The sequence below is a fragment of the Enterobacter cloacae complex sp. SYL003 genome (assembly GCF_049236925.1).
Classification (GTDB): domain Bacteria; phylum Pseudomonadota; class Gammaproteobacteria; order Enterobacterales; family Enterobacteriaceae; genus Enterobacter; species Enterobacter intestinihominis.
In genome coordinates, this window is sequence record NZ_JBMKJK010000021.1 from 1 (window position 1) to 15399 (window position 15399).

Here is a 15399-nt window from a genome sequence, read left to right on the forward strand (position 1 = left end):
ATGGATGAACGAAATAGACAGATCGCTGAGATAGGTGCCTCACTGATTAAGCATTGGTAACTGTCAGACCAAGTTTACTCATATATACTTTAGATTGATTTAAAACTTCATTTTTAATTTAAAAGGATCTAGGTGAAGATCCTTTTTGATAATCTCATGACCAAAATCCCTTAACGTGAGTTTTCGTTCCACTGAGCGTCAGACCCCTAATAAGCCAGCCTTTCTTGGGATGATTGATGATGTTGAACACGCTATAAAGCGAAAATGCCCCTTTTTAACCTATAGGTTGGGCACTATGAGTAAGATACAATCAAATCGCCAGTCAGATGGCTAATTTCATTTTGACCAAAGCGGGCTATTTCAAGCGTTATCGCTGAGACGAGGCTTCAATGACAAGTACACTTGACCCATCACACAAGCAAATTGAAATGTGGCGCAGAGCTACCGGTTCCGAAGGTGGACTCAACGAATACCGCAACTGGGTTCTGGAAAATAGTATGAGATTTACAGCATACGGTATCCATACCGTTATCGTCGAAGGTGAGGCGAAGCATATAACAGCGCTTGATGATGTTACCCTCTGTAACGAGTGGGCGAAGCTTAAAAGAGAAAACAATAGGCTTTACGCAGCAAATGAAAAAATTTGCTCTGGCTGGCGTGGTTTTGTGTTGCGTTTGTTAGGAATAACACTGTCATGCAGAAAACCGGTCATCTTACTGGGGGCAGACGCGAAGAATCAAAATGATGCCGTGAAAGGGGCTGATTTGTAATTTTCAGGCGAGCCCACCGTTCTTAGAAAGCTGTTCTATGGGTATGTAAGGAAGATAATGTTCTCTGAACGCTCAGTACACTTAATCACTTCCTGTACAAAGGGCAAGAATCATCAGGGCCACGTCTGGCCGACATTGGACATAGATCCAAAACAAACCCCGGACGACGCAGCATATGCCTGGAGTAACATTGTAGACGACGCCAGAAGTAATCAGGCGGTACCGGCATTGTCCTTGTATTCAGGTAATCACTGGTCTACGGCAAAGGAAATTTTAAACTCAACCAGAAATCTGGAGTTGTGGATAATCTCTGCCGGGATGGGGTTTTTAAATAGTCGAGATCGGGTGCCCTCTTACGAGGCGACATTTCATCAAGTACCATTCAGGCATGATCTCTGGTGGAAAGCCATCACAAAATCACTAGGAAAGCATAACCGTTGCGCAACTATAAGCCAGTTAATGCAGTCCAGTCCGAATGATGAATATTTGATTGCGGCTTCGCCTGTTTATATTGCTGCTGTCCAGAATGACATCCTGAAGGGCATTGAGAGTTTGACTCATCCTCTTACGCAACTAACGATCGTGACATCAGGGGCATATGCTGGCCCACTTGAAGAATACTTAATTAAGAGTTCTTCTAGGATGATGAAAGAGCTAGAGTGCAATATGGTGTGCCTGAATATAAAACTGGCTCAATACATACTTAAAAGTGGTAGTCGTTAGAACTAGACTGTTAATGATACAATTCTCCTGTTATTTTATTTTTATAAAAGGTCTCAAATATGCTCAAAAACAGATTTTCTTTATTGTGTCTTGCTGTGGCATCGTCACTTACTCTTACTGCTTGCGATGTAGTTGATGCTGCCTATGACGAGACTTTAAATGATAATGCACCCGAAATTGTAATAGCTGGAGGATTCAAAATTGATATCCAAGGTAATGCAGTTCCGGTTGAGGGATATGATAATTGCTCTTTGAATACTCTTCAGGGAAGCGTTGATACGGATAAATCAAATTGTATTGTTCTGGATAGAACACGTAAAAAAGTACCGGTTCTAGTTCATTTGTCATCCGGTCCCGTCAAAGAAGAATGGAAGATCGAGCACCAGGTTGAAAAAACCAAATCCGGCAAAAATTTCATCCAAACTCGTATGATTAGACCTGACGGTAACTTTGTAGTGCCTGCATCCTCAGAACGAGGGATCTTTAGTGGCAAACATTACAGTCAAGCCAGCTAAGTCAAGTCTATCCGTTCAAACAGAAAAAGGTTTCTTAAAAATGACGTTATCCGCTGCATTGCAAGGCACTTTTAAAGAGATGAGGAAAGACAATACAGTAGGCATCACAGTTCAAACTTGTTCAGATATTTTTGACAGCAATGTTCCTCCGGCTTATGTTTTCTGGCTTTATCGTCTCAAAGCGGGAGAAACTTTGCCGCGCGGAAGGTTCTTCAGAAAAAGAAAGCCAATCATCAATGTTATGGCAGTTGTTCATGATGCTGCATTCGAAAAATAACTGCGCTATCAGGAAAGTTACTTTTATGAACGTAATTGCAGCTGGAATTTTTTGCTTTATTTTTTACCCTACAGCTTTCGCTTATGCTTGTTATAAAAAGAGATGGCTAGAGTGGATTTTTCTTACTTTAATTATAATTTTTGCTTCTGCCATTTCGATTCAACAATACAATGAAGCGAATTTTGTAAGTGAGTTAAATTACCCTATGTTTATCTCCGCCATATATGGCCTGTCACTGGCATGGTTTCCTTTTCCGATTGCTTATGTTGTTCTGCGCTTCCTTCTTGATGATTTACAGCATGAGTACCCTAAACAGTGAGCAGATTTTAAGACTCATGAACAACATCGAAAGCACGAAACAGTCTGCACAAGGAAGATAAGGAGTATTCTTAGCAAGATATCTTTGTACCTGAAGACATAAAGCTGGCATCTTTTTCCTTATAGAGTGTATTATGATTAAGTAAATCCTTATCAAAGAATTAGAAAGTGAGGTCGTATGTCTGAAGCACTCAAATCGTTAAACAATATTCGTACTCTTCGCGCCCAGGGCCGCGAGCTGCCTTTAGAAGTACTTGAGGAAATCCTCGAAAAGCTTAATGTCATTGTTGATGAGCGTCGTCAGGAAGAATCATCCAAAGCTGCCGAACTGCAAGCTCGTCAGGAGAAACTTGACGCCCTGCGTAAGTTAATGGAAGAAGATGGTATCAACCCGGAAGAGCTGCTTGGCTCATTCCAGGCCAAATCTACGGCTACCAAGAAAAGCCGTGAACCACGCCCGGCCAAATACTCATTTACTGATGAAAATGGCGAAACAAAAACGTGGACTGGACAGGGCCGTACCCCCAAAGCTCTGGCAGAACAAATTGCAGCCGGTAAAAGTCTTGATGATTTCCTGATCTAACTTTTGCCACCAGTTTTGATAGAGGCCACTTCGGTGGCCTTTTCTCATACGGAATCAATTTCAGGTACAGAACATATGAAAAATTCAGAACCTAAGAGCTGTGATCCCTATGTGGACAGTTTGATTAGAAATGCAGATGCAAAGGAAGCCAGGTCATTTCTCAAAATATTGAAGCCCTTACCATTCCTTATCGTTATCATCGCTGTATTCTTTTTTTGGGTATCGTTTTCCCGTTTATTATCCCAGGTCGCGTAAAACCTTTTTAAAGACTCTTCTTTACCAGATATGCTCCCTCACCGGGATGGTTTCAACCTCTTCAGTTTCCCATATTGGCAAAACCTTCAGGAAATAAGACGATACCCTCCACGCTTTCCATTAAAGCGGGATGACGACGCCCAGTTCTTACGACCAGACTCCACGTTTTCGATTAGGATGCCTTTGGGCCCTTCTAACGAGGCCACCTCAACAACTCGCACTTTCCGGATCAGTCTTGGATCCACTTCTTCCCAGATCTGGCCAACTGTAATATCTTTTTGGGTTTGCATTTAATCTCTCGCTGTCATTTAGTGAACAAGACTAATCCTCGCCGTGGTTCAGCTTATGGCTTTATTTACGCTGACGATCCTTAGCCTTAAATTTTTGCCATCGTATCCGAAGGTTTTCGATGTTAACCGGAACCTGCATGCGTGTCGTCTCTATCTCATTCCCATGCCATTTCAGGAGATCATCATCCAACTCCCGGGCCTCCCGGCTGAAGTAAATTTTCATAGTGTCAGGGTTTATGGCGCAATGGTCATTGTCGAACAGTGTATGGATATCACGGCGAAGTAAAATTCCGTTCGTTACGTCGGGAATGCCTTCTTCATGACGTGGCGTTAAGTGCGCGGCCTCAGTACGCCAGGGGGACCTTACGCCGGTGACAACACATCGCCCGTAGCAATTCAACCTAACATCCCGGGCGAAAGGACCTTGGTCAGGACTGGTGACAGAAGTACATTCCTGGCCCTCTTTGTAGATACGCTTCGGGAAGTCGATAGTGGTTTGAGCTGTTTGGGAAAGTGACACATACGTAACCCCTTTGTATCTCTTTATCCCACCATTAAAAGTGGTAGGAATCGAGCTGGTTATGGCCACCAGTTTCACATCGCCCATTTCGACGATCTTAAGGCTCTTATTAGCGGCTACATGTAACTGGATGAATTTACCTACGTACACATCATGGTTCTCATCTTGTCTTTCAACACACAGAACGACATGGTCGAAGGTTCTCTTGTCAGAGATTACCCAGTTGCCGGTTTTCACACGGCCTGCTTCACTCACCCCTGCGGTAAGATCGGGTATGAGCGTCCCCTGCATGCCGTCAGTTCGAATTGAAAGAATTTCACCCGATAAACCCAGCTCTGCAAGCTCACTAATAAACGGTCTTTTCATCCGGCTTACCGGTTTTGGCTTCGTCATTTTCATCTTTGCTGTAACACCTCAGTACCCCATTGCTCGTTCCTGGCGGGACAGCCGTTCATCAGCAGCCTGAAGACGCTCATCACGCCGCCGTGCTGCCAGAACCCGTCGTTCTGAAAAAGACATAGCCGCTACGTTTGGTACGCTGAGCTTACCGTCACCGGCACAAACGTCACAGCGAACATCAAATGCTCCGGCAAAATACTTTTCACGCATTTCTGGCTCCCACTCAGCCATTTCTGATTGGGTGAATCCATTTTCAAAGGCCGGGTTTTCCATGGTCCCGTGGCCTTCGCACTGGTGACAGATTATGTACTTAAATTTGCGCATGTAACGCTCCTGTATATGATGGATGAACCACTCTCGTTCAGGGTTATGGCGAAATGTTTATCGCCGCAGCGAGAGATTCAGTCTTGCTATCAATATTCCTGAAGGTTGTCCGCCTGATTTCAGGGAAAGCATTCATTCACTGGCCGGTTCTACCTTATTATTCATACAGATTAAAGTAGTTGTGCCTACTACTGCGGTCACCTTCCTTGACAAAGTAAGCAAAGTTTGAAAAATTTAACACCGACGAAAGGCCATACCTTCGTTAGTGTGCGAAAGCCGCTTGCGAGCGACGGAATAGGTGAAAGCTTTAGTCAGGGTTAATTACCCTGTCTGCGGTGATGGGATGGCTCAGGCGTATATCATCACTCCTTCCAAAGTCCGTACACACTCTTTCAGCCTTTGCAGAAATGCAGGGGCTGTTTCATATCAGACAAGCGCAATGAAATTTTCAAATGCTTTCCAGAAATTCAAAGGCCTTAAGCTTTATCTGTATCTTACGGTCCCCGCACGGAAAGTAACTTTCCTGAACAGGAACCGCCTTGCCAGCCTTAACTTTCTAAACGGTTAAAGTTACACCAGGCTGTAAATGGTGAAACAGTTTTTGAAGCCCATGAAACACCGCTGTCGGAAAGATAACTAGCCCCAAGACGTCTAACTTCTTTTTGATGTAGAGCTAATTCTTTCGGATCGGCAATATCTTCCACCACGCTCATCATGGCAATCTGAACTCCGGGAGATGCCATTTTATAAGCTGTCGAGCTTGCAACTGAATTTTTCAGGATTGCCAATCTTTCTTTTTCTGGTCGCCCGTTGTCAGACGTATTCGCGTACGTTGTACCCGCAACTAACAATGGAAGACTGGCGTTGGCACAGAACTGCATAACGCGTTTTTGCTGGAGCTGTAATTCAGTGGCTGCAAATGCTTTACTGCATCCGAGGATCCCGATAATCATCACTAATGCTGTTTTATACATAAAATTGAAACCGTCCTTATTGAACTTTAAATGTTGCGGTTAACACTGTGTGGAGATGTATGGACTGGATAATACCCACATGCCTGCGCCTGCCAGTATACCGGCTCAGGTATTAAACCTAAGAGATCTGGTGCACCGGATTTTACCTTTTCATTTCGGTTTTATCTTGAGCCTGGCTCTTGAGTTTAAATTTAAAGGTATGGCGCATGCAGGTTTCACTGACGGGTTTTCACACATCCCGGCTGTAACCCATCATTGTTCATGAGCCAGGCCCTGGTATCCTGCCCAGCGTACGGCCAGCCGCTCTAAGTCCAGATCGTACACCAGCGGTGTGATTTTACGGCCTTCAAACAGCTCGCCCAGCTCAATGCCTGGCTTAAAATGAACGGTCAGGGTGGCCGGATCTATGCCCATAAGATCGGCATCAAACAGAGCATGCATTGTTGGAGTCATCAGGATGCCATTAGACGGATTGTACCGGGTTCCATGTTCAATGTGTGCCGCATCCAGGACACCGCCATTAACCCAACCGGTTACCGCACAACGGCCCGCGAAATTCTCGATGAGCAGAGCTTTAAATTTACCCTGTGCCACGCCACTACGTTGCGTCACTACGCGCTCGCAGTGCTCACCCTGGATATCTAGGGGTCGTCTCAGAATTCGGAAAATAAAGCACGCTAAGGCGTAGTCACCCCGTGACTCCCCCGCGCCGATGCAGCGAGCTTCGTTCCGTCTTGCAGTGACGCAATCAGCGGGCAGGAAACGTTCCCTTTCCGCGCATGGCAGGCGCACACCAGTTCAGACAGCACGGCCTCCATGCGTGCCAAGTCGGCCATCTTCTCGCGCACATCCTTGAGCTTGTGCTCGGCCAGGCCGCTGGCTTCCTCGCAATGGGTGCCATCCTCCAGCCGCAGTAGCTCGGCGATTTCGTCCAGGCTAAAGCCCAGCCGCTGGGCCGATTTCACGAACCGCACTCGTGTTACATCCGCCTCGCCATAGCGGCGAATGCTGCCATAGGGCTTGTCTGGCTCCGGCAGCAGGCCCTTGCGCTGGTAGAACCGGATGGTCTCCACATTGACCCCGGCCGCCTTGGCAAAAACGCCAATGGTCAGATTCTCAAAATTAATTTGCATATCGCTTGACTCCGTACATAACTACGGAAGTAAGCTTAAGCTATCCAAACCAAATTTGAAAGGACAAGCGTATGTCTGAACCACAAAAGTCTGAACCACAAAACGGGCGCGGCGCGCTCTTCGCCGGTGGGCTGGCCGCCATTCTTGCGTCGGCCTGCTGCCTGGGGCCGCTGGTTTTGATCGCCTTGGGGTTCAGCGGGGCATGGATCGGCAACCTGACGGTGCTGGAACCCTATCGCCCGATCTTCATCGGCGCAGCGCTGGTCGCGCTGTTTTTCGCCTGGCGGCGCATCTACCGCCCGGCGCAAGCCTGCAAACCGGGTGAGGTCTGCGCGATTCCCCAAGTGCGAGCTACTTACAAGCTCATTTTCTGGATCGTGGCCGCGCTGGTCCTGGTCTCGCTCGGATTTCCCTACGTCATGCCATTTTTCTATTAATCACAGGAGTTCATCATGAAAAAACTGTTTGCCGCCCTCGCCCTCGCTGCCGTTGTTGCCCCCGTGTGGGCCGCCACCCAGACCGTCACGCTGTCCGTGCCTGGCATGACCTGCGCCTCTTGCCCGATCACTGTCAAGCACGCGCTTTCCAAGGTTGAGGGCGTGAGCAAGACCGACGTAAGTTTCGACAAGCGCCAGGCCGTCGTCACCTTCGACGATGCCAAGACCAACGTCCAGAAGTTGACCAAGGCGACCGAGGACGCGGGCTATCCGTCCAGCCTCAAACGCTGATCCGTTAACCGAACTCGGGAGCGACACATGGGACTCATCACGCGCATCGCTGGCAAAACCGGCGCGCTCGGCAGCGTCGTTTCCGCGATGGGCTGCGCCGCCTGTTTTCCTGCCATCGCCAGCTTTGGCGCGGCCATCGGACTGGGCTTCTTGAGCCAGTACGAGGGGCTATTCATTGGCATCCTGCTGCCGATGTTCGCCGGCATCGCGTTACTCGCCAATGCTATCGCTTGGCTCAATCATCGACAGTGGCGACGCACGGCGCTCGGCACGATAGGCCCGATCTTGGTGCTGGCAGCGGTGTTTTTAATGCGGGCTTACGGCTGGCAGAGCGGTGGACTGCTCTATGTCGGCCTGGCCTTGATGGTTGGGGTGTCGGTCTGGGATTTCATCTCGCCAGCACATCGCCGCTGCGGGCCGGACAGCTGTGAATTGCCAGAACAACGTGGCTGACGGCAACAGCCGTAGCCACCACAGAAAAGGAAAAATACATGACCACCCTGAAAATCACCGGGATGACCTGCGACTCGTGCGCGGCTCACGTCAAGGAAGCCTTGGAGAAAGTGCCCGGCGTGCAATCGGCGCTGGTGTCCTATCCGAAGGGCACAGCGCAACTCGCCATTGAGGCGGGCACGTCATCGGATGCGCTGACTACCGCCGTGGCCGGACTGGGCTACGAGGCAACGCTTGCCGATGCGCCACCGACGGACAACCGCGCCGGCCTGCTCGACAAGATGCGCGGCTGGATAGGGGCCGCTGATAAGCCCAGTGGCAACGAAAGCCCGTTGCAGGTCGTCGTCATTGGTAGCGGTGGAGCCGCGATGGCGGCAGCACTGAAGGCCGTCGAGCAAGGCGCGCAGGTCACGCTGATTGAGCGCGGCACCATCGGCGGCACCTGCGTCAACGTCGGTTGTGTGCCGTCCAAGATCATGATCCGCGCCGCCCACATCGCCCATCTGCGCCGGGAAAGCCCATTCGACGGCGGCATGCCACCCACACCGCCGACGATCTTGCGCGAGCGGCTGCTGGCCCAGCAGCAGGCCCGTGTCGAAGAACTCCGTCATGCCAAGTACGAAGGCATCCTGGACGGCAATTCAGCCATCACCGTTCTGCACGGTGAAGCGCGTTTCAAGGACGACCAGAGCCTTATCGTTAGTTTGAACGAGGGTGGCGAGCGCGTCGTGATGTTCGACCGCTGCCTGGTCGCCACGGGTGCCAGCCCGGCGGTCCCGCCGATTCCGGGCTTGAAAGAGTCACCCTACTGGACTTCCACCGAGGCCCTGGCGAGCGACACCATTCCCGAACGCCTTGCCGTAATCGGCTCGTCGGTGGTGGCGCTGGAGCTGGCGCAAGCCTTTGCCCGGCTGGGCAGCAAGGTCACGGCCCTGGCGCGCAATACCTTGTTCTTCCGTGAAGACCCGGCCATCGGCGAGGCGGTGACAGCCGCTTTCCGTGCCGAGGGCATCGAGGTGCTGGAGCACACGCAAGCCAGCCAGGTCGCCCATATGGACGGTGAATTCGTGCTGACCACCACGCACGGTGAATTGCGCGCCGACAAGCTGCTGGTCGCCACCGGCCGGACACCGAACACGCGCAGCCTGGCATTGGAAGCGGCGGGGGTAGCCGTCAATGCGCAGGGGGCCATCGTCATCGACAAGGGCATGCGCACCAGTAGCCCGAACATCTACGCGGCCGGCGACTGCACCGACCAGCCGCAGTTCGTCTATGTGGCGGCAGCGGCCGGCACTCGTGCGGCGATCAACATGACTGGCGGCGATGCGGCCCTGGACCTGACCGCAATGCCGGCCGTGGTGTTCACCGACCCGCAGGTCGCCACCGTGGGCTACAGCGAGGCGGAAGCACATCACGACGGGATCGAGACCGACAGTCGCCTGCTAACACTGGATAACGTGCCGCGTGCGCTTGCCAACTTCGACACACGCGGCTTCATCAAGCTGGTCATCGAGGAAGGTAGCGGACGGCTCATCGGCGTGCAAGCGGTGGCCCCGGAAGCGGGTGAACTGATCCAGACGGCGGTGCTCGCCATTCGCAACCGTATGACCGTGCAGGAACTGGCCGACCAATTGTTCCCCTACCTGACCATGGTCGAAGGGCTGAAGCTCGCGGCGCAGACCTTCAGCAAGGACGTGAAGCAGCTTTCGTGCTGCGCCGGATGAGGAAAAGGAGGTGTTCAATGAGCGCCTACACAGTGTCCCGGCTGGCCCTTGATGCCGGGGTGAGCGTGCATATCGTGCGCGACTACCTGCTGCGCGGATTGCTACGGCCGGTCGCGTACACCACGGGCGGCTACGGCTTGTTCGATGACACCGCGTTGCAACGGCTGCGCTTTGTACGGGCTGCCTTCGAAGCGGGTATCGGCCTGGACGCACTGGCGCGGCTGTGCCGGGCGCTGGATGCTGCGGACGGTGACGGTGCGTCTGCGCAGCTTGCCGTGTTGCGGCAACTCGTCGAGCGTCGGCGCGAGGCCCTGGCCAGCCTCGAAATGCAACTGGCCGCCATGCCAACCGAACCGGCACAGCACGCGGAGAGTCTGCCATGAACAGCCCAGAGCACTTGCCGTCTGAGACGCACAAACCGATCACCGGCTACTTGTGGGGCGCGCTGGCCGTGCTCACCTGTCCCTGCCATTTGCCGATTCTCGCCATTGTGCTAGCCGGCACGACGGCCGGCGCGTTCATCGGGGAGCACTGGGGTATTGCAGCCCTCACGCTGACCGGCTTGTTTGTCCTGTCTGTGACGCGGCTGCTGCGGGCCTTCAAGGGAAGATCATGACCGCTTCCCAGCCAGCCGAGAGTGGGCAGCTTTGAGCTTCGCTACCAATCTGGAGGAGTACCACCATGAACGCAAACGCCCCGAACACTGCCAGTTGCACCACCTGCTGCGTATGCTGCAAAGAAATTCCGCTCGATGCCGCCTTCACCCCGGAAGGCGCGGAATACGTCGAACATTTCTGCGGGCTGGATTGCTATGAACGCTTCCAGGCACGCGCCAAGGCCGCGACAGAATCTGACATTGCGCCTGTCCCTGGCGGTTCGCAGCCGTCAGATTGAGGCATAGCTTAACCGGACACCTCGGCCTCTGTGCCTTTACTGCTTTTCGGTACAACCGTCAAGAACAGGCAGAGCGCTCCGATAGTTATCGCCACATCAGCGAGGTTGAAGGCGGGCCAGTGCGCAAGTCGCCAATGGAAGTCAAGGAAATCAACAACCTGTCCACGCAGCACACGATCCGCGACATTGCCCAGCGCACCGCCGAGGATCAGGCTGTAGCCCATCGCTTCGAGACGTGGCCGTTGCTGGCACAGCATGCGCCCCAGCCAAGCAGAAACAGCCAGACCCAGCGTGATGAAAAAGTAACGTTGCCAGCCACCAGCGTTCGCCAAAAAGCTGAATGCCGCACCCGGATTCAGGACATGAACGAGGTTGAAAAACGGGGTGATTTCGACTTGCTCACCGTAGGCAAACGTGCGGATGATGGCGAACTTCGTGAGCTGATCGGTCATGACAGCACTGGCGGCCACGGTGAACCAGACCCAAGCCGATGTGCGGCGGGCCGATTGCCACACAGGGGCGGCCAACGGCAGCAACCACCCGGCGAGTGCCGTGCAGCTCCATCCCAGCGTCCACCCCGCCAACACATCGGCCGGAAAGTGCATTCCGGCCGCGATGCGCGACCAGCCGACCAATGTGGCGTACAGCATTAAACTGAGACGACCACGGCGGCCCATCAAAGGCCAGAGCGCACCGACCACCATCGCGGCATAGGTGGCATGCCCGCTGGGCAGGCTGTAGTGAAGCTCTTTGTCCCCGATGACGCGCGCCAGGTCGCCAAGGACGGCAGGCGGGCGTGGAAAGTCGAACCATAGCTTCAAGGCGGTGGCGACCAATAACGCCAGCAAGAAGGCCGCGCTAAAACCAATAAGGCGATGCCGAACGGCCGTACCACGCGCCGGGTTTGTAGCCGATTTCGACCACCACCACAGACCCAACAGCATCAGCGGCGCTGTCCAGTAACTTCCCACGAGGCCAAAGAACCATGCCAGTGGTTTCAGCGTGGCGGGCGTGCCTGTGTTGATGGCTTGAAACAACGCGATGTTCAGGCCACCCCAGTCATAGAGAAAGAGTTTCCAGCTCATCGGCGCAACAACCTCAAGCCGTTGCCGACAACAAGCAAGCTGGCACCCATATCGGCGAACACAGCCATCCACATGGTCGCGTGACCCGTGAAGGTGAGCACCAAAAATACCGCCTTGATGCCAAGGGCCAGCACAATGTTTTGCATCAGCACCTGTGCTGTCGCACGCGACAGGCGCACGAAGGTCGGAATCTTGCGCAGGTCATCGTCCATCAGGGCCACGTCGGCGGTTTCAATAGCGGTATCTGTGCCCGCCGCTCCCATTGCAAAGCCAATGTCCGCACGCGCCAAGGCCGGTGCGTCGTTGATGCCATCACCGACCATGCCAACCTTGCCGTTTCTGGACAATTGCTCCACTTCGCGCAGTTTGTCGTCGGGCAGTTGGTTGCCTTGCGCGCGGTCAATGCCGGCTTGTGCGGCGATGGCCTGTGCCGTGTGGGGGTTATCGCCGGTCAACATCACGGTGTTGATGCCCAGAGCATGCAGCTCGGCGATGGCTCTCTTGCTGCTGTCCTTGATGGTGTCCGCAACGGCGAATAAGCCATGTACCCCTTTTGCGCCCACCAGCATCACGACGGTCTTGCCAGCGGTTTCCAGCGCAGCGATGCGCTGCTCCAGCTCTGGTGTGCACTGCCCCAGCTCTTCGAGCATCCGGTGGTTGCCCAGATGGTAGGTCGCACCGTTGATTTGGCCTTGCACACCCCGACCGGGCAGCGCGTTGAATTCGGCCACGTCGAGCAAGGCAACCCCGTCCGTCTGCGCGGCCTGTGCCACCGCCTTGGATACAGGATGGTCCGAGCGGGCCGCCAGACTGGCAGCGATGCTGCGGCTGTCCGAGGCGAGTGCATTGCCCCATGTGACAAAGTCGGTCTGTGCGGGCTTGCCGTGCGTGATCGTGCCGGTCTTGTCCAGAGCCAGCCAGCGCAGCTTGCGGCCTTCTTCCAGATAGACGCCACCTTTGATGAGAATGCCGTGGCGGGCGGCGGCGGCCAGGCCGCTGACGATGCTGACCGGTGTAGAGATCACCAGTGCGCACGGGCAGGCGACCACCAGCAGAACCAATGCACGGTAGATCCAGTCGAGCCATGCCGCACCCATGAACAGCGGCGGCAACAACGCGACGGCGATGGCAACGCCGAATACAACGGGGGTGTACCAGCGGGCGAACTGATCGACAAAACGCTGAGTCGGCGCACGACTACCTTGCGCAGCCTCTACCGCGTGAATGATCCGGGCCAAAGTGGAGTTGTTGGCCAAGGCGGTGACGCGGTACTCGAACGAGCCGGATTCGTTGATCGTGCCAGCGAACACCGAATCACCGGGGGATTTTTCGACCGGGAGGCTTTCACCCGTGATCGGGGCTTGGTTGACGGCAGAGCGGCCTTCCAGCACCTCACCATCAAGGGCGATGCGCTCACCTGGTTTGACCCGGACGCGGGCGCCGATGGTGATTTGCTTGGCGCCCACCTCGCGCCATGTGCCGTCAGCCTGCTGTACCGTGGCCTGTTCCGGGGTCAGGTCGAGCAGGCCACGGATAGCGTTACGAGCGCGATCCAGCGATTTGGCTTCGATTACCTCGGCCAGCGCGAACAGTACCATCACCATTGCCGCTTCGGGCCAGTGGCCGATCAACATGGCACCCGTGACCGCAATCGACATGAGGGCGTTCATGTTGAGATTACGGTTCTTGAGCGCGATCCACCCCTTCTTGTAGGTGGAGAGGCCACCCGTGAAGACCGCGACAAGCGCCAGAACGACAACCGACCAGTGATTGCCGTTGTGGAGCCAGTAGACCGCCTCGGCCGCCGATGCAGTGACCAAGGAGATGCCCAGCGGCCACCAGTTGGTCGGCGTGGTCACAGGGGCGGCGGATGGAGATGCGACCTCTGCCGTGTCCACGACCTGCGCCTCGAATCCAAGCGCTTGCAGTGCCACGAGCACGTCTGGCAGAACCTGGTTCGCATGGCGTACCGACAGCGTGCGCTGCATCAGGTTGAAATCGAGATCAGCAACACCGGCCACGGTGCCGAGCTTGTTGCGGATCAACGTCTCTTCGGTCGGGCAATCCATCTTGGCAATGGACAGCTTGGTCGTCTGCTCGGCCGACGCCTGATCCATGCGCACAGCTTGCATGCCGATGGCCTTCAGCGCCTGCTCGACGGGAGACAACGAAGGCAATTCGTGTCGCACGGTCAAGGTACGTTGCATCAGGTTGAATTCAAGACCCGCCACCCCCGCCAGACCGGCCAGTTTGCTTCGGATCAGCGCCTCTTCGGTCGGGCAATCCATGTTCTCGATGCGGTACACCGCTTGAGCCGATCCGGTTGCCAGCGGGGCCGGTGCCGTGGGTTGGATGATCGGCTCAGTCGTGCAGCCACACCCCTTTGAAGCGCATTCGCTCATGAGTAACTCCTGAAAATCTTCTATTCAGCCTCCATTAAAATCTCTATAGTCACTATAGAGTCAAGTGATAATTGGAGATTGATGCATGGAAATCAGAATTGGCGACCTCGCCAAGCGCTCTGGGTGCGAGGTCGTGACCATCCGCTACTACGAGAAGGAAGGGCTACTGCCAAAGCCAGCGCGAAGCGGTGGCAACTTTCGGTTGTACGGTGAGGCGCACATTGAGCGCTTGCAATTCATCCGTCATTGCCGTTCGCTCGACATGACGTTGAGCGAGATTCGCGCATTGCTGGGTCTGCGAGACAACCCGATGCAGGACTGTGGGGAGGTCATCACGCTGCTGGAGGCCCATATTCAACAGGTGGAAATGCGTGTGTCCGCGCTGTTGCAGTTAAAACGGCACTTGGTTGATTTGCGCGAGAAGTGTTCTGGCTCTCGATCTGTAGAGGCGTGCGGCATTTTGCAAGGGTTGGGCAATTGCCATGGTGAAAGTGCCACGAACAGTCAAACATCTGGGTAAGTAAGGGCTTAGCGTGCTTTATTTAATGAGATGGTCACTCCCTCCTTCCCGGTACTATGCTGAGGACAGGCTTTCATTCGGAGAACTATCATGGAAAACATTGCGCTCATTGGTATCGATCTGGGTAAAAACTCTTTCCATATTCATTGCCAGGATCGTCGCGGGAAGGCTGTTTACCGTAAAAAATTTACCCGGCCAAAGTTGATCGAATTTTTGGCGACATGCCCCGCTACAACCATCGCAATGGAAGCCTGTGGCGGTTCTCACTTTATGGCACGCAAGTTGGAAGAGTTGGGGCATTCCCCAAAGCTGATATCACCACAATTTGTCCGCCCGTTCGTTAAAAGCAATAAAAACGACTTTGTCGACGCCGAAGCTATTTGTGAAGCTGCATCGCGTCCGTCTATGCGTTTTGTGCAGCCCAGAACGGAATCTCAGCAGGCAATGCGGGCTCTGCATCGTGTCCGTGAATCCCTGGTTCAGGATAAGGGCTTTGTTGAATAAATCGAACT

22 protein-coding genes and 1 pseudogene are annotated in these 15399 nt (G+C 53.8%); 16 read left to right on the forward strand and 7 right to left on the reverse strand.

Annotated elements, in window-relative coordinates:
- Positions 1 to 389 precede the first annotated feature (389 nt).
- The 6 genes from ACOT1A_RS20700 to ACOT1A_RS20725 all read left to right on the forward strand — a co-directional run bounded on the left by ACOT1A_RS20700 (position 390) and on the right by ACOT1A_RS20725 (position 3186).
- Positions 390 to 770, forward strand: coding sequence for a hypothetical protein (locus ACOT1A_RS20700; RefSeq protein WP_001371925.1), 381 nt, complete (start codon positions 390 to 392; stop codon positions 768 to 770).
- Between the two features lie 57 nt (positions 771 to 827).
- Positions 828 to 1493, forward strand: coding sequence for a hypothetical protein (locus ACOT1A_RS20705; RefSeq protein ID WP_000490638.1), 666 nt, complete (start codon positions 828 to 830; stop codon positions 1491 to 1493).
- Between the two features lie 59 nt (positions 1494 to 1552).
- Positions 1553 to 2008, forward strand: a complete 456-nt coding sequence (locus tag ACOT1A_RS20710; protein ID WP_000916941.1) for a hypothetical protein — start codon at positions 1553 to 1555, stop codon at positions 2006 to 2008.
- On the forward strand, positions 1980 to 2285 hold the full coding sequence (locus ACOT1A_RS20715) for a hypothetical protein (RefSeq protein WP_223152485.1): 306 nt from the start codon (positions 1980 to 1982) through the stop codon (positions 2283 to 2285). Before ACOT1A_RS20710 ends, ACOT1A_RS20715 begins: the two co-directional genes overlap by 29 nt.
- 25 nt (positions 2286 to 2310) lie before the next feature.
- Positions 2311 to 2604, forward strand: a complete 294-nt coding sequence (locus ACOT1A_RS20720) for a hypothetical protein (RefSeq protein ID WP_001100635.1) — start codon at positions 2311 to 2313, stop codon at positions 2602 to 2604.
- 177 nt (positions 2605 to 2781) lie between these two features.
- The gene (locus ACOT1A_RS20725) at positions 2782 to 3186 is read left to right on the forward strand and encodes an H-NS family nucleoid-associated regulatory protein (RefSeq protein ID WP_001287391.1); all 405 of its coding nucleotides are present in this window, start codon (positions 2782 to 2784) and stop codon (positions 3184 to 3186) included.
- Positions 3187 to 3792: 606 nt separating this feature from the next.
- Here ACOT1A_RS20725 and ACOT1A_RS20730 read toward each other — a convergent pair.
- The 4 genes from ACOT1A_RS20730 to ACOT1A_RS20745 form a co-directional block, all read right to left on the reverse strand.
- Positions 3793 to 4650, reverse strand: a complete 858-nt coding sequence (locus tag ACOT1A_RS20730; protein ID WP_000784387.1) for an HNH endonuclease signature motif containing protein — start codon at positions 4648 to 4650, stop codon at positions 3793 to 3795.
- Between the two features lie 15 nt (positions 4651 to 4665).
- On the reverse strand, positions 4666 to 4974 hold the full coding sequence (locus tag ACOT1A_RS20735) for a hypothetical protein (protein WP_001224686.1): 309 nt from the start codon (positions 4972 to 4974) through the stop codon (positions 4666 to 4668).
- Between the two features lie 548 nt (positions 4975 to 5522).
- Complete coding sequence (locus tag ACOT1A_RS20740) at positions 5523 to 5948, reverse strand: hypothetical protein (RefSeq protein WP_000278471.1); 426 nt, start codon at positions 5946 to 5948, stop codon at positions 5523 to 5525.
- A 252-nt stretch (positions 5949 to 6200) separates the two neighbouring features.
- Positions 6201 to 6401 (reverse strand): hypothetical protein, encoded by a 201-nt coding sequence (locus tag ACOT1A_RS20745; RefSeq protein WP_065945227.1) that lies wholly within the window; start codon positions 6399 to 6401, stop codon positions 6201 to 6203.
- A gap of 33 nt (positions 6402 to 6434) precedes the next feature.
- Here ACOT1A_RS20745 and ACOT1A_RS20750 point away from each other — a divergent pair, with 33 nt between their 5' ends.
- Positions 6435 to 6593, forward strand: coding sequence for a hypothetical protein (locus ACOT1A_RS20750; RefSeq protein WP_223230173.1), 159 nt, complete (start codon positions 6435 to 6437; stop codon positions 6591 to 6593).
- A gap of 32 nt (positions 6594 to 6625) precedes the next feature.
- Here the strand turns inward: ACOT1A_RS20750 and merR are convergent, their stop codons facing one another.
- Complete coding sequence (gene merR, locus ACOT1A_RS20755) at positions 6626 to 7081, reverse strand: Hg(II)-responsive transcriptional regulator (protein WP_001166628.1); 456 nt, start codon at positions 7079 to 7081, stop codon at positions 6626 to 6628.
- Between the two features lie 71 nt (positions 7082 to 7152).
- Here merR and merT point away from each other — a divergent pair, with 71 nt between their 5' ends.
- From merT to ACOT1A_RS20790, 7 genes are all read left to right on the forward strand, one after another.
- The gene (gene merT, locus ACOT1A_RS20760; RefSeq protein ID WP_001294656.1) at positions 7153 to 7518 is read left to right on the forward strand and encodes a mercuric ion transporter MerT; all 366 of its coding nucleotides are present in this window, start codon (positions 7153 to 7155) and stop codon (positions 7516 to 7518) included.
- A 15-nt stretch (positions 7519 to 7533) separates the two neighbouring features.
- Positions 7534 to 7809 (forward strand): mercury resistance system periplasmic binding protein MerP, encoded by a 276-nt coding sequence (gene merP / locus ACOT1A_RS20765; protein ID WP_000732275.1) that lies wholly within the window; start codon positions 7534 to 7536, stop codon positions 7807 to 7809.
- 27 nt (positions 7810 to 7836) lie between these two features.
- Entirely contained in the window at positions 7837 to 8262 is a 426-nt protein-coding gene (gene merC, locus ACOT1A_RS20770; RefSeq protein ID WP_000522996.1) for an organomercurial transporter MerC, read from the forward strand.
- 38 nt (positions 8263 to 8300) lie between these two features.
- Positions 8301 to 9986: a mercury(II) reductase gene (gene merA, locus ACOT1A_RS20775; protein ID WP_000209297.1), complete on the forward strand. Its 1686-nt coding sequence runs from the start codon at positions 8301 to 8303 to the stop codon at positions 9984 to 9986.
- A 17-nt stretch (positions 9987 to 10003) separates the two neighbouring features.
- Positions 10004 to 10369 (forward strand): mercury resistance co-regulator MerD, encoded by a 366-nt coding sequence (gene merD, locus ACOT1A_RS20780; RefSeq protein ID WP_001277466.1) that lies wholly within the window; start codon positions 10004 to 10006, stop codon positions 10367 to 10369.
- Positions 10366 to 10602, forward strand: coding sequence for a broad-spectrum mercury transporter MerE (gene merE / locus ACOT1A_RS20785; RefSeq protein WP_001087807.1), 237 nt, complete (start codon positions 10366 to 10368; stop codon positions 10600 to 10602). The genes merD and merE overlap by 4 nt, the downstream gene beginning before the upstream one ends.
- Before the next feature lie 65 nt (positions 10603 to 10667).
- Positions 10668 to 10880, forward strand: a complete 213-nt coding sequence (locus tag ACOT1A_RS20790) for a DUF3330 domain-containing protein (RefSeq protein ID WP_000993245.1) — start codon at positions 10668 to 10670, stop codon at positions 10878 to 10880.
- A gap of 8 nt (positions 10881 to 10888) precedes the next feature.
- On the opposite strand, the gene lspA is transcribed toward ACOT1A_RS20790, so the two are convergent.
- Together lspA and ACOT1A_RS20800 are read right to left on the reverse strand one after the other, a co-directional pair.
- Positions 10889 to 11965, reverse strand: coding sequence for a signal peptidase II (lspA, locus tag ACOT1A_RS20795; protein WP_000118563.1), 1077 nt, complete (start codon positions 11963 to 11965; stop codon positions 10889 to 10891).
- Positions 11962 to 14367: a heavy metal translocating P-type ATPase gene (locus ACOT1A_RS20800; RefSeq protein WP_001287661.1), complete on the reverse strand. Its 2406-nt coding sequence runs from the start codon at positions 14365 to 14367 to the stop codon at positions 11962 to 11964. Before ACOT1A_RS20800 ends, lspA begins: the two co-directional genes overlap by 4 nt.
- Positions 14368 to 14452: 85 nt before the next feature.
- On the opposite strand from ACOT1A_RS20800, the gene cadR reads away from it, so the two are divergent.
- Together cadR and ACOT1A_RS20810 are read left to right on the forward strand one after the other, a co-directional pair.
- Positions 14453 to 14887, forward strand: coding sequence for a Cd(II)/Pb(II)-responsive transcriptional regulator (gene cadR / locus ACOT1A_RS20805; RefSeq protein ID WP_000405672.1), 435 nt, complete (start codon positions 14453 to 14455; stop codon positions 14885 to 14887).
- 90 nt (positions 14888 to 14977) lie between these two features.
- Positions 14978 to 15376: pseudogene (locus ACOT1A_RS20810) on the forward strand (IS110 family transposase); the annotation flags it as partial.
- Between the last annotated feature and the right edge of the window lie 23 nt (positions 15377 to 15399).

Excerpts from the sequence above, each read along its gene's own strand:
- ACOT1A_RS20740 (WP_000278471.1), bottom strand. The coding sequence starts at position 5,948 with ATGTATAAAACAGCATTAGTGATGATTATCGGGATCCTCGGATGCAGT.
- ACOT1A_RS20720 (WP_001100635.1), top strand. The coding sequence starts at position 2,311 with ATGAACGTAATTGCAGCTGGAATTTTTTGCTTTATTTTTTACCCTACA.
- merR (WP_001166628.1), bottom strand. The coding sequence starts at position 7,081 with ATGCAAATTAATTTTGAGAATCTGACCATTGGCGTTTTTGCCAAGGCG.
- merC (WP_000522996.1), top strand. The coding sequence starts at position 7,837 with ATGGGACTCATCACGCGCATCGCTGGCAAAACCGGCGCGCTCGGCAGC.
- merD (WP_001277466.1), top strand. The coding sequence starts at position 10,004 with ATGAGCGCCTACACAGTGTCCCGGCTGGCCCTTGATGCCGGGGTGAGC.
- merE (WP_001087807.1), top strand. The coding sequence starts at position 10,366 with ATGAACAGCCCAGAGCACTTGCCGTCTGAGACGCACAAACCGATCACC.
- ACOT1A_RS20790 (WP_000993245.1), top strand. The coding sequence starts at position 10,668 with ATGAACGCAAACGCCCCGAACACTGCCAGTTGCACCACCTGCTGCGTA.
- ACOT1A_RS20710 (WP_000916941.1), top strand. The coding sequence starts at position 1,553 with ATGCTCAAAAACAGATTTTCTTTATTGTGTCTTGCTGTGGCATCGTCA.
- lspA (WP_000118563.1), bottom strand. The coding sequence starts at position 11,965 with ATGAGCTGGAAACTCTTTCTCTATGACTGGGGTGGCCTGAACATCGCG.
- ACOT1A_RS20800 (WP_001287661.1), bottom strand. The coding sequence starts at position 14,367 with ATGAGCGAATGCGCTTCAAAGGGGTGTGGCTGCACGACTGAGCCGATC.
- ACOT1A_RS20705 (WP_000490638.1), top strand. The coding sequence starts at position 828 with ATGTTCTCTGAACGCTCAGTACACTTAATCACTTCCTGTACAAAGGGC.
- ACOT1A_RS20725 (WP_001287391.1), top strand. The coding sequence starts at position 2,782 with ATGTCTGAAGCACTCAAATCGTTAAACAATATTCGTACTCTTCGCGCC.
- ACOT1A_RS20730 (WP_000784387.1), bottom strand. The coding sequence starts at position 4,650 with ATGAAAATGACGAAGCCAAAACCGGTAAGCCGGATGAAAAGACCGTTT.
- cadR (WP_000405672.1), top strand. The coding sequence starts at position 14,453 with ATGGAAATCAGAATTGGCGACCTCGCCAAGCGCTCTGGGTGCGAGGTC.
- ACOT1A_RS20750 (WP_223230173.1), top strand. The coding sequence starts at position 6,435 with ATGTTCAATGTGTGCCGCATCCAGGACACCGCCATTAACCCAACCGGT.
- ACOT1A_RS20735 (WP_001224686.1), bottom strand. The coding sequence starts at position 4,974 with ATGCGCAAATTTAAGTACATAATCTGTCACCAGTGCGAAGGCCACGGG.
- merP (WP_000732275.1), top strand. The coding sequence starts at position 7,534 with ATGAAAAAACTGTTTGCCGCCCTCGCCCTCGCTGCCGTTGTTGCCCCC.
- ACOT1A_RS20700 (WP_001371925.1), top strand. The coding sequence starts at position 390 with ATGACAAGTACACTTGACCCATCACACAAGCAAATTGAAATGTGGCGC.
- merA (WP_000209297.1), top strand. The coding sequence starts at position 8,301 with ATGACCACCCTGAAAATCACCGGGATGACCTGCGACTCGTGCGCGGCT.
- merT (WP_001294656.1), top strand. The coding sequence starts at position 7,153 with ATGTCTGAACCACAAAAGTCTGAACCACAAAACGGGCGCGGCGCGCTC.
- ACOT1A_RS20745 (WP_065945227.1), bottom strand. The coding sequence starts at position 6,401 with ATGACTCCAACAATGCATGCTCTGTTTGATGCCGATCTTATGGGCATA.